An 11,729-nucleotide genomic window follows, 5' to 3' on the forward strand; every position below is an offset into this window, starting at 1 on the left:
CTCAACTCTTTCTTCTTCAATAACTTCAAATAATAACCGTCCTTTTCTTCCATCAACTACAGTCTTATTCTTAATTATTTCTATTCTAGCAATAATTGTATTTGTAACTCTAAAATTTAAAAAAAGAAATTAGTAAATACACTTAAATATTTATAAAAGTATGTTATCTTACAATGTTACCCCCTAAGGAAGAAATCAAGAGAAACTTAGAATCGGGACTACCGATTTTAATTTATGATTTTGACGGAAGAGAAGAAGAAGTTGACATGGTGTTTTATGCAGGTGCGGTGACATGGAAAAGTATAAACTTATTAAGAAAAGATGCAGGAGGACTCATCTGCTACGTAACCGGTAATAATGAGGCTAAAAAGTTAGGCATAACTTTTATGACGGAAATAGTGAAAGAGAAGTACCCTTCATTGTATAAGAAACCTCCTTACGGAGACGAACCTGCCTTCGCATTATGGGTTAACCACATCTCTACCCGAACCGGAATAAACGATGAGGACCGGGCTAAAACAATATCCGAGTTACATAAGACAATTAGTATGATAAGGATAAGGGAGGATGAGGCTAGGAATAAATTCTACACAGAGTTTTATGCACCGGGTCATGTCCCAATTTTAATTTCAAGAGGATTAAAGAACAGAAAGGGTCATACGGAATTGAGTACATCTTTACTAGAGTATATAGGATTAGAAAGAAGTGGTGTTATAGCTGAAATGCTGGGAGATGGTAAGAGCCTCTCTAAAGAGAAAGCTATGCTCTATGCTAAGAATAACGGATTCCTTTTCATAGAGGGTAAAGAAATTGTGTTAGAGGTGATTAGATGACCTTACGTAAATACGGAGTTGTAGATACAACCTTTTCTAGAGTAGACATGGGAAAAATAGCCGTAAGCGTGATAAGGAAAGAGGACCCAGAAGCTGAGATTGTAAGGTATACAGTCCCCGGTATAAAAGACTTACCTGTCGGTGCAAAGAAGTTATTAGATCAAGGATGTGACGGTGTTATTACTTTAGGGTGGGTAGGAAAGACTATGTTAGATAAGTACAGCTATCTGGCTACAAGTATTGGACTGATCATGGTTCAGATATTAACTTCTAAACACGTAATTGACGTAACTGTTCATGAAGACGAATCTGAAGATGAGGAAAAACTCGTTGAGATCGCGAAAGACAGGGCATCAAAACACGCTCTAAACCTTGTTAAGTTAGTCAAAGAAGGAGGATCAGCTTTAACTAAGTATGCTGGTAAAGGTCTTAGGCAGGGGTATACACATGCAGGAGAACTCGAAGATTAATTTAGCTATAGTCGTAGCTGAATTTAACTACGATATCACGTACTTAATGCTACAAAGGGCAATATCCCACGCCAACTTCTTAGGAGCTACAGTTAGAGTAGTAGTGAAAGTCCCCGGAAGTTACGACATGCCCATGATAGTCAAGGAATTACTAAAGAGAGACGAAATAGACGCAGTAGTGACTTTAGGTGCTGTAATTAAAGGAGAAACTAAGCATGACGAAATAGTAGCAACACAGACTGCCAGAAAATTAATGGATCTTTCCGTAGAATACGGCAAACCTGTAACGTTAGGAATTATTGGACATGGAGTCACACATGAACAGGCTGTAGAAAGAATTGAGGAGTACTCAACTAGGGCTGTGGAGTCTGCAATAAAGCTAGTTAAAAGGGCAAGAAAATTGAAGGAGTTACAGTTAAGTGGGGATGCGACGGTGGTAATTGAGTGAAAACAGTAAAGCTCATAATGGAGGGTTATAAGCAGTGGACTGAAAGTTTAGGAGTCGACAGAGAATGGAAAATTCAAGCTTTCCAACACTACTTTTCTTACTTACTCTACAACAAATTAGCCGAAATTGGAAGTTACGTTATCCCATTTCGTTATGATATTCACGTTATATTAGCCGATGGAGTAAAGGAAAAAGATATAGTAAAAGTAATAGAAGAAATAGATACTCATTCTCCGACTTCTATTAAACTATGTAAAGGTTATCATCAAAAGCCTATCCTTTCAGTGTTTTCTTGTGAAGAAATCGATTTAGACAAGGTACCTGATGAAAGAATACTCGTTGCACATTACGACATTGATGGAATTACTAAACTTAATATACAACAATCGATGGAAAAAATAGATTTTTTGATGGACTACATAAAAGCGGTAGGAAAAAGGCTAGGTTGTATAGACCAATATTTCGGTGGTGATAACTTAGGGCTGTTCTGCTCTGAGGACACTGTTGAAGCACACATAAAGGTAGTTAAGGAGTTAAATGATGTTAAAGTAGGGATAGGTATCGGTTCAAAAGCTAGAGATGCTTTAAGAAACGCTACTGAGGCATTGGACGAGATTAGAAAATTCAGGGAAGAAAAATGGAAAATAATAGGATAAACCTCGGAGGAGCTTTACTCGGAGAAGAACTAGATTACGTTGAGAAAATAAACATAGAGTTTGACGAAAATACTGGAAGAATAACTCATATAGGGAAGGGCTACGACTATAAGGGAAAGGACTTAAGAGGTTATGTTGCTATCCCTCCTCTAGTTAACGCTCATGCGCACACAGCGGATTTCACATTTCCCGAAGTAGAAATAACAAAAAGCCTGAAGGAACTTGTAGGCGATCCAAAAAGTGTAAAATATGAGTATTTTAAGAAGTATCGAGATAAAATAGTCGAGAGAATCGCACAATTTTTGAAATATTCCAAGAGTCTAGGAATATTTACAATAGTAGATTTTAGAGAGGAGGGTATTGAAGGAATAAAAATAGCTCTAGAAGCGGACAAAATTGTAGCGGAAGTTAACCATATACTTCTAGGAAGACTTGACGTTTTTTCAGAGGAAGAATTAATTAAACTACACAGCATATCTCATGGCTACGGGTTACCTTCTGTGAATAGTAATAGTAAAGAGGAATTAGCTAAAATCAGCACTGTGTTTTCAGATAAGATTAGAGGTGCTCATGTTTCCGAGACTAAGAGACATTACTTAAGGGATGACCTCGAGTACTTACTAAGTTATTATAAGCCGACTCTCCTGATTCACGGGACTAATTTAAATGAACCTGACTTCGACTTGATTTCGGATATTCCCTTAGTAGTTTGTCCTAGAAGCAACCTATGGTTCTCAGCTGGTATACCTAGAATAGCTGATGCAATAGAAAAAGATGTAAAGTTACTTTTCGGTACAGATAATGGTGCATGGATAGATTATAATTTATGGAAAGACCTTGAGTTAGCGTATCTCTTATCGAGAGTTCAAAGACCCCTTACGGATTTTTCGAAGGAAATTCTGAAAGGAGCGACAACAACTGCTTACAGAATATTTAATCTAAACTACGGGGTAGAAGAAGGTAAAACGTTTTTGGTAGTCCTTCTAAAAAAGGATGAATTAAGTTGGGCTCACAATATTTATTCTGCTATCGTTAAAAGAGGTTCTAATCTAGTTTCTCATAGTCTTGGTGCTATCCAAAACCTCAAATGACCTCCAGATTCAGTAGTAGCTTCTCCCCTTAACGGCACATTAGTTCCGAAGCTTACGGTAACGTCCTCCGAGAATGCTAATGCCTTAAAAGCTGTCTTTAGTACTTCTATCTTATAGAATGATCTACTCTCTGCCTCTATAGTTACAGATTTTAGGGGTTTATCTTGGTGTAGCTTAGCTTTATAAGATTTACCACTTACTTCTATAGAGAACTCAATCCCGTTATCGTCAGTGGTACTTATTTGAATTTCTTCCTCTGTTACAATACTGGCATCAGACAATATCTTCTTCAGGATTGATCCGTCTAACGAAAAGGAGACCGGAAGTGAGACTTTAGGTTCAGTTAAGCGTTGTGTTTCTACTTTCTCGCCCTTGACATAAATATTGCTTCTAAGTCCACTTTTTTCGTCTCTTAAAGTTATTTTTAATCCAGCGTCAGTTTCATCTATCATTACTGAGGTAGTCTTGCTCTTAGCTTTACCTAGAATCTTCTTTACCTCATTTAAGTTGATTTTTACACCGACTGGCTTATCGATTGAGTAATCCTCTAAGTATTCCTTAGATATAACGAGGACTCCCATTAAGGATTTATCGTCCGTTAAATAAGAAGAATAAATCGAATCCTCTATGAAATTTAAAACTACTTCATCAGCTATTTCGTTCAACCCTGCTAATAGTGAATAAAAATCTTTAGCATTAGAATAAACAACTTTGATCATTCTTCTTCCTCAGATGTTTTTTTGGCTTTAACTTTTTTAGACTTTTTTGCCACTTTTCTTTTCTTTTTATCTCTAGCAGAATATCTATTTTTCAGTTCATTAAACATTTTCTTTGCTTCCTCAAGGCTTATTTTGTCGTCCAATAACTTATCCCATATCTCGGTGTTTTTCATCAGCAACTCTATATCAGGAATTGTCATGGAGGCGAATTCTTCTTCCTCACCACTTTCACTTGTTTTCTCCTCTGATTCTTCTTCCTCTTTCGGAGCTATTTCTTCTTCTAACTTCTCCTCTTCCTCACTTTTTTCCTCCTTACCCTCCTCGTCTTCGTCAAACATGAACATCACCCTCGTAAAACTGAACTAAATATATGAATCTCCCTAATAAATCTCTAGTCACGAATACCCCTCTAGGCAGTTTCGGAAAAGTCTCGTATAATGTGTAATACATATCCAAATCAGAACCTCCAAAAAACTTACTGATATACTCAAGCTCTCCAGGCTCAACTATATTAAATGCGTAGAATAGACCAGCATTCGGAATAACTTCCTTCAAATAATCCACGCTTTGTGATATTAGCAGAAAACCAAATCCAAACTTTCTACCTTCGGCTAAAAGCCTTTCAATCAATTGTTTGCCTGACTCCTTACTAAGTAGAAAAGGTGCCTCATCTATTATTACTAAGTTTTCTATCTTACTCGATTTACGAGAGTACATTAAACTTTGTATTGATTTAAGAATTGTTTCCATTATAATATATTTAACTTCATTTGTAGGAACACTAGAAAAGTCTAGTATATAAGAAGAGTTAAGTAACTCCTCGAAGTTAATACTGTTAGACTGAAAAACTGTTGAAGATAAATACTGTAGATATGGCTCTAGAGATTGATATTTGTTAATTTCTTGTGCACTCAAAGCGTTCTTCTTGTGACGCTCAAGGAGTAGTAATACGTCCCTAAAAGTAGGAGGGTTTTGAGACCAAGTAGAAGGGTCGTCTGGGTCTAGACCTTTTTCGGCGTAAGCCTCAACGATTAAGTTAGTTAACTCAATAGCTTGAATATTTCCTAGATTAAATAAACTCTTAAGCATGTATGCGATCTCTAATGCTCTCTCCTTCGGATTTCGATTAAAGAGACTCAAGGGATTTACCGAAATCTGAGAAACGTCTACTCTCTTAACTTCATTTAGGTAGTATTCTCCGTGTAAGTCAAATACGAGGAAATTAACACTAAGTTTAGAGGCTAAGAGCTTAGCAAAATTGGACTTACCAGAACCACTGGTGCCGACTACAATAATATTATAGTTCTTAGTTTTCGAAAAGTCAATACAATAATTAGCCTTGATACCTGACCATTTATACTTTCTGCTACTGTTAACCCTTATTACACTTGAGTCTATTATGCCGGACTTACTTAGTATTCCTACGATGTTTCCTAGGCAGATACCTTGTTTACTGATTTCCCCTCTTGGAGTTAGAGAATAAGGAGTTGCAAACCATGAGAGTAATATTAAAGGTAGGTCGTAGTAATCCCCGAAAAGAGAAATACCTATAACATTTAACATACTACCAGCTATGAGAGGCAAGTTCCCGTAAAAAAGAAAAAAATAGAGAGCTATTACTAATGTGAACCCGATGAGGGCTATTTTAGGCTTGAACTTGTATCCAAAAAGGGATAATTGTTCGAACCAAGTATCTGACATGTTTCTTCTAATAAACCACCCTATAAAACCTATGAATAAGGCAGAAATAAAGTAGGTAGACGAAAACGTAAGCAAGTCAAGAAGAAAGAAAAAGGATAGGGACTGTTGTTGAAATAAAGAGTACGTAAAGAGGATAAGGGGGTAATATAAAATTACCATAACTAAAGAAGTAAATATAAATTCAACTAGAATTCCGTCAAGGAAGAAAATCACCAAAAGCTCAGCAGACTCCACAGCTGGGTAAATATAGTACGGAATTACAATTAAATTAGGAATTGCATACTTAATGAGTATAAATTCAAGAACTATCAAAGATGTCATAATAGCGTGCTTTTTAAGCATATTTTATTTTAAGCACCAAATCACATGATTTTATGGCTTCATGATAAACGTTTCTCAGAGTTTTTACAAGAAGTTATACGAGTTAGGATATAAGAGTCTTACCCCTATACAAGAAAAAGCTATTCCGAAAATTTTAGAAGGAAAAAACACATTAGTTATAGCCCCAACTGGATTCGGTAAAACCGAAACAGCGATATTTCCGATTTATTATAAAATACTAAAAGAGACCCCGCCCAGGATTTCAGCAATTTATATTACACCTCTTAGGGCTCTAAACAGAGACATAGAAAATAGGTTAAAAAGATTAGGAGAAGCATTAGGAGTTAAAGTAGCAGTAAGGCATGGTGACTCCTCTCAGTCGGAAAGAAAGAACGTAATAAAGGATCCTCCAGACGTACTCCTTACTACTCCAGAGACTTTAATGTACCTGATTATAAATAAAGATATGAGAGAATTACTAAAGAACATACGTTGGATAGTCATAGACGAATTACAAGAAATGTTGGATGAGAAAAGGGGATATGAATTACTTCTTGTCCTCGAAAGGTTGAAACACCTTACTGCCCAAAGAAAACCGCAGATGATAGGATTATCTGCTACAATCGGAGACGTAGACATAGCCAAGAAGTTCTTAGGTGATGAGGTAGAGGTAGTTAAGATTGATAAGAGAAAAGATATGCAAATTACCCTAGTGATACCTAGCATCGATCAAGAGATCATAGACCTCTCAGTGAAAACCGGCTTAAACCCAGAGACCTTATCTAGGATAAAAGCCTTAGAGAAAATAATTAAAGAGGAAAAGCCAGTTCTGATATTCACTAACGTAAGAGAAACTACGGAGTTCTTGGCTAACGAGTTGACAAAACTAACAGATTTAAAGATCCTTACTCACCACGGCTCTCTGTCAAAGGAAATTAGAATAGATGCTGAAAACAGATTCAGAAAGGGAGAAATAGACGCCTTAGTTGCGACATCAAGCCTTGAATTAGGTATAGATATTGGTTTAATTAACGCTGTAATCCAGTATATGTCGCCCAGACAAGTTATAAGATTAGTGCAAAGAATAGGGAGAAGCGGCCACTCTCTAGATAAAATTTCGCGAGGATACTTAATGCCATCAGGAGATATTTATGATATCCTCGAGTGTAAAAGCATACTCGATAGCTTAAGGGAAAGTTATCTTGAAAGTCCTATAGTAGAACCAAAACCCTACGACGTAGTAGCTCATGAAATAGCTGGTATGGTACTCGAAGGAATAACAGACCAAAAGGAAATATTCAAGATAGTAACGTCCTCGTTCTTATTCTCTGACTTAACAGAGGAGGAGTTTGAAAAAATCCTCAGTATCCTCGAGTCGGCTAGAATTATAAAGAGGAATAAAGAAAACGTCCTTCCCTCATATAGGGCATGGAGATATTACTATACAACTAATATGATACCGGATTCAATAAGAGATTACCTCGTAATAGATCATATTAACAACTCAAAAATAGGGTCTCTAGATTACGAGTTCGTAGCTACGCTCGACGAGAATTCCGTTATAGTCTTAGGGGGAAGACTATGGAAAATCGTTTCGATAGAAGAGAATAGAGTATACGTAGAGCAAACGTCTCTAAAATCGGGCGTCTTACCGAACTGGTTCGGGGAGTCTATTCCGGTAGAAAAGGAAGTAGCTTTGAAGGTGTACGAATATCTTGAGAAACTCGAAAAGGGTGAAGGTTTAGAACTACCTGAGAACGTGATTGATAGATTAAGAACACTTGTGGAAGAACAGAAGAAGAGAGGATACCCACTACCCTCTAGGAGTACAAGCTTGGTAGAAATAAACAATGACTTAATTGTAGTCCACGTAGCTTTAGGTACTAGAGGGAACAACACTTTAGGTGCGGTTCTGTCGTTGCTACTAACCAATCTAAAGGGAGTGAAGACCAACTACAGAGCTGATGCTTATCACATAGCTATAGCATCCGTAATCCCCTTAAGTGAAAATGACGTTAAAAGAGCTATTTCTATATTAAATAACATTACTATTAATGAATTTAAGGACTTGATCGGGAGGGCTGTAAGGGATAGTCCTCAGTTTAAGTGGAAACTTTTAGTAGAAGCTGAGAGGTTTGGTGTGGTAGATAGAGAGAAGATCTCAGACCTACAAATTATGCAAACTGTCCTTAAGGCTTTCGCAGATACAGTAGTTGGGGAAGAAGCTGTAAAGGAATTAGTATATAAGAATTACGACTTAACAATCTTTAACGACCTCAAACACATTTCATGGAAAATTTTACAAGTGCCGAGCTTCTCACCTCTCGCTAAAGAGTTCTTGGACAAGCTTCTGGTCTTATCCCACTCGGACGACAAAGGAGCTATGCTAGAGATATTCAAGCGTAAACTTAGTAACTGTGAAGTTTGGATTTCTTGTTTATTATGTAATTGGAATCAGAAAGTAACCTCTTCTTCGGCGCCACAAAAATGCCCTAAGTGTGGTTCTATCTTCTTAACGATAATTGAGAATGACGACGACTTAAAAATCCTTAAGAAAATTAGAGAGAACCAGAAAATCAATAAAAAGGAAGCTAAGAGGCTAGAAGCCCTGAGAAACTTAGCATCAATGTACTCGATCTATAATAAGTATGTGGCAATAGGAATGTGTGCAAGAGGAGTAGGTGCTAGTAACTTGGGAAAAGCCCTTGATAAGCTCAAATATGGGGAGGAAAAGTTTTACGAAGCTTTACTTGATGAAGAAAGAAAGTTTTTAAAGAATAGAAAATACTGGCAATAGGTTTAAATCCATCCTTATTTTTTGATTCATAGGTAATCCTTATGTCGATAATAGAGGTAGGCAGGATTTGCGTTAAGACCAGAGGTAGGGAAGCCGGTAAGAAATGTGTAATAGTTGATATAATTGACGAGAATTACGTACTAGTAACTGGACCTAAAGATGTAAACGGAGTAAAGAGAAGAAGAGTTAATATATTACATGTAGAGCCAACAGACAAAAAGATAAACATAAATAGAGGAGCAAATGATGAAGACGTAAAGAAAGCACTACAAGAAGCGGGTCTCATGGATTACATGAAGGAAACAATAAAACCTAAGATACCTGTGATTTAATATGTATAAATTTTTAGAAAAGATAGATCATTTTTGTAATTACAGTAATAGTTGGAATATACTTCGAGAAGCTCAAACAGATGATAAATACGGCTTCTATCCCGACAAAAGACCTATAGAGGCCCTGATAAGAAACGCAATAATAAACTTAGATAAGCCAGCGGGTCCTACAAGTCATGAAGTTGCATATTGGGTTAAGAAAATGTTTAACTTGAACAAAGTAGGCCATGGGGGGACCCTAGAGCACGTTTAACGTGCGGGGAGACCCAAAAGTAACGGGAGTATTGCCAATAGGAATGGAAAATGCAACAAAACTGATGAGCCTTATTAGTAAGGCTGGTAAAGAATATGTCTGCATTATGCAAGTACACTGCGATTACAAAATGGATGAGCTCAAAGAGATAGTTAACCAATTCATTGGTGAAATATATCAGAGGCCTCCAGTAAGATCTTCAGTGAAGAGAAGGACAAGAAAAAGAAGAGTATACAGTATAGACATTCTTGAGACTGAAGGAAGATTGGTACTCATGAAAATAGCCTCTGAGCCTGGTACTTATATGAGAAAAATATGTCATGATATCGGGATATTACTTGGTTGTGGAGCTCACATGAGAGAACTAAGAAGAACGAGATCAGGAATATTCACCGAGGATTCAAACTTAGTTACTCTCCACGAGATCTCAGAGGCATTGTACATGTATAAACACTGCAAAGATGAGAGTGACCTAAGAAGAGTTTTGCTTCCCATGGAATTTGCAGTGTGTGGAATTCCAAAAGTGGTAATCGATGATGACGCGGTCAATGCCATTACTTACGGTGCTACATTAAATGCACCGGGTGTAGTGGCATTTCAGAACTTTAAGAGAGGTGAAAATGTGGCCATAATGACACTAAAAGGAGAAATTGTAGCAATAGGGGAAAGTAACATAAACAGTAACGAAATACAAAATATGAAGAAAGGAATTGTAGTAAAACCTAAGAGAGTCTTAATGGAAAGAGACGTTTATCCGAAGGGATGGAAAAAGAATGAAAAAGATTAAAGAAATAATTTTTGTAAACGATGTAGTTAACGGTATACCCTTGTCTTTAGAGAGTTCTTATGGTCTATTCTCTAAGGATAAACTAGACTTAGGTACTAAAGTAATGCTAGAGAACCTAATAATACCCGAGAGCGGGGTAGTTGCCGATGTAGGTTGTGGTTATGGTCCAATAGGAATTTATTTGGCATTAAAAAACCCTAATCTTAAGGTTTACATGCTTGATGTTGATAAGAAAGCCGTCTATTATTCCAGAAAAAACGTTAGTAGGTACGGACTTGAAAACAGAGTCCACGTTATCCAAAGTGATATATTTGAAAACATACCATCAGAGATTAAATTTAATGCAATTTACTCTAATCCACCCTTAAAGGCTGGAAAAGCATTCATAGAGAGACTAGCAAGTACTAGCTACGACAGAGTTACCGAAGGTGGACTAATACAGCTCGTAGTATACAAGGGTGAAGAAAACGTGATTAATTTATTTAGCCAGAAATTCAAAAACGTTGAGGTTTATAAGAGGATTAAGGGATACTCGATTATAATTGTAAGGAAAGACTGAAGTTAAGTATTAAAGGAATAAAATAAAATATGATGATTGCCGGGGTGCCCGAGCGGTTAAGGGGCTGGCCTTGAGAGCTTACTGGGATAGCCAGTACGGGTCACCGTGCGCGGGTTCGAATCCCGCCCCCGGCGTTATTATCTCCTTAAAAAGGTAACACTTGCTAACAAAGACTGTCATTTAGCTATTAGATAGAACAAGAACAAATAGCACTTCGAACTTCTTTCAAGAATTCTTTTAGTTTTTTATAATATAAATAATCATTTTCCTTAATATATTAAGACCTTATAATTAAACTATCAGAATAGAAGTTTTAATTTACTCAGCTCTGTCCTATGTGGGTTACCCGTCAGCAGCGTCGTAGAGAGGTCCATCCTAGTTAGCGTACCCATGATGTCTGCTCTATTCAACGCCGTCATATTAACCATGGTAGTCATGAGCCTTAAGTTGGCCGAATACTATGGAATAGCAAAGTCTGTCTTAGCAATAGGCATATACTCAGGTTACATACAGCAGTTATGGGACTTTAACGTAACTTAAAGATTTTCATCAGCGCCGGCGGTCCACCTAAATAACGTTCAACGAACCTGAGGAACGCCTCCACGCTCCTCAGGTTAAGAGCCCTCACCAGCTCCCTGACGACGTTGACCATGATGGTGAAGATCGTGAGGTAACCCTGAAGCCTCTCTCTCCTCCAGAACGAAGAGTCCTCCAGTCCCAAGGCCTTCACGTCCCTGTGAAGCTTCTCGATCTCCCACCTCA

The 11,729-nt window shown here is 37.3% G+C and carries 14 protein-coding genes, 1 tRNA gene and 1 pseudogene; 12 read left to right on the forward strand and 4 right to left on the reverse strand.

Annotated features, from left to right (window positions below; translation table 11 throughout):
* Positions 1–173: 173 nt before the first annotated feature.
* From WIW52_RS04595 to WIW52_RS04615, 5 genes are read left to right on the forward strand one after another with little or no spacing between them, the layout of a single operon-like run.
* On the forward strand, positions 174–833 hold the full coding sequence (locus WIW52_RS04595) for a 3,4-dihydroxy-2-butanone-4-phosphate synthase (protein ID WP_337708903.1): 660 nt from the start codon (positions 174–176) through the stop codon (positions 831–833).
* Positions 830–1,303, forward strand: coding sequence for a riboflavin synthase (gene ribC, locus WIW52_RS04600; RefSeq protein WP_337708905.1), 474 nt, complete (start codon positions 830–832; stop codon positions 1,301–1,303). Before WIW52_RS04595 ends, ribC begins: the two co-directional genes overlap by 4 nt.
* Positions 1,281–1,751 carry a 6,7-dimethyl-8-ribityllumazine synthase gene (gene ribH, locus WIW52_RS04605; RefSeq protein WP_337708906.1) on the forward strand — a complete coding sequence of 157 codons (471 nt, stop codon included), beginning with the start codon at positions 1,281–1,283 and terminating at the stop codon, positions 1,749–1,751. Before ribC ends, ribH begins: the two co-directional genes overlap by 23 nt.
* Complete coding sequence (locus tag WIW52_RS04610) at positions 1,748–2,407, forward strand: GTP cyclohydrolase IIa (protein WP_337700647.1); 660 nt, start codon at positions 1,748–1,750, stop codon at positions 2,405–2,407. The genes ribH and WIW52_RS04610 overlap by 4 nt, the downstream gene beginning before the upstream one ends.
* Positions 2,389–3,498, forward strand: a complete 1,110-nt coding sequence (locus tag WIW52_RS04615) for an amidohydrolase family protein (protein WP_337708908.1) — start codon at positions 2,389–2,391, stop codon at positions 3,496–3,498. The genes WIW52_RS04610 and WIW52_RS04615 overlap by 19 nt, the downstream gene beginning before the upstream one ends.
* On the opposite strand, the gene WIW52_RS04620 is transcribed toward WIW52_RS04615, so the two are convergent.
* From WIW52_RS04620 to WIW52_RS04630, 3 genes are read right to left on the reverse strand one after another with little or no spacing between them, the layout of a single operon-like run.
* Positions 3,465–4,217: a DNA polymerase sliding clamp gene (locus tag WIW52_RS04620; RefSeq protein WP_337708909.1), complete on the reverse strand. Its 753-nt coding sequence runs from the start codon at positions 4,215–4,217 to the stop codon at positions 3,465–3,467. The genes WIW52_RS04615 and WIW52_RS04620 overlap by 34 nt on opposite strands.
* Positions 4,214–4,555, reverse strand: coding sequence for an RNA polymerase subunit Rpo13 (locus WIW52_RS04625; protein WP_337700652.1), 342 nt, complete (start codon positions 4,553–4,555; stop codon positions 4,214–4,216). The genes WIW52_RS04620 and WIW52_RS04625 overlap by 4 nt, the downstream gene beginning before the upstream one ends.
* A complete protein-coding gene (locus WIW52_RS04630) occupies positions 4,548–6,239 on the reverse strand; it encodes an ATP-binding protein (RefSeq protein WP_337708932.1) in 1,692 nt (563 codons plus the stop codon). Before WIW52_RS04630 ends, WIW52_RS04625 begins: the two co-directional genes overlap by 8 nt.
* A gap of 61 nt (positions 6,240–6,300) precedes the next feature.
* On the opposite strand from WIW52_RS04630, the gene WIW52_RS04635 reads away from it, so the two are divergent.
* From WIW52_RS04635 to WIW52_RS04665, 7 genes are all read left to right on the forward strand, one after another.
* On the forward strand, positions 6,301–9,036 hold the full coding sequence (locus WIW52_RS04635; protein ID WP_337708911.1) for a DEAD/DEAH box helicase: 2,736 nt from the start codon (positions 6,301–6,303) through the stop codon (positions 9,034–9,036).
* Positions 9,037–9,077: 41 nt separating this feature from the next.
* A complete protein-coding gene (locus WIW52_RS04640) occupies positions 9,078–9,368 on the forward strand; it encodes a 50S ribosomal protein L14e (RefSeq protein ID WP_337708912.1) in 291 nt (96 codons plus the stop codon).
* A gap of 1 nt (position 9,369) precedes the next feature.
* Positions 9,370–9,621 (forward strand): tRNA pseudouridine synthase A, encoded by a 252-nt coding sequence (locus tag WIW52_RS04645; RefSeq protein ID WP_337708914.1) that lies wholly within the window; start codon positions 9,370–9,372, stop codon positions 9,619–9,621.
* Between the two features lie 64 nt (positions 9,622–9,685).
* A complete protein-coding gene (locus tag WIW52_RS04650; protein WP_337708934.1) occupies positions 9,686–10,408 on the forward strand; it encodes an RNA-guided pseudouridylation complex pseudouridine synthase subunit Cbf5 in 723 nt (240 codons plus the stop codon).
* Positions 10,395–10,967 (forward strand): class I SAM-dependent methyltransferase, encoded by a 573-nt coding sequence (locus WIW52_RS04655; RefSeq protein ID WP_337708916.1) that lies wholly within the window; start codon positions 10,395–10,397, stop codon positions 10,965–10,967. Before WIW52_RS04650 ends, WIW52_RS04655 begins: the two co-directional genes overlap by 14 nt.
* Before the next feature lie 38 nt (positions 10,968–11,005).
* Positions 11,006–11,101 (forward strand) — tRNA-Ser (locus WIW52_RS04660).
* A 256-nt stretch (positions 11,102–11,357) separates the two neighbouring features.
* On the forward strand, positions 11,358–11,507 hold the full coding sequence (locus WIW52_RS04665; protein ID WP_337708918.1) for a hypothetical protein: 150 nt from the start codon (positions 11,358–11,360) through the stop codon (positions 11,505–11,507).
* Here the strand turns inward: WIW52_RS04665 and WIW52_RS04670 are convergent.
* A pseudogene (locus WIW52_RS04670) lies at positions 11,494–11,729 on the reverse strand (IS701 family transposase); the annotation flags it as partial. The gene WIW52_RS04665 and the pseudogene WIW52_RS04670 sit on opposite strands and share 14 nt — an antisense overlap.

Source organism: Stygiolobus sp. RP850M, from assembly GCF_037389295.1.
Lineage (GTDB): Archaea > Thermoproteota > Thermoprotei_A > Sulfolobales > Sulfolobaceae > Stygiolobus.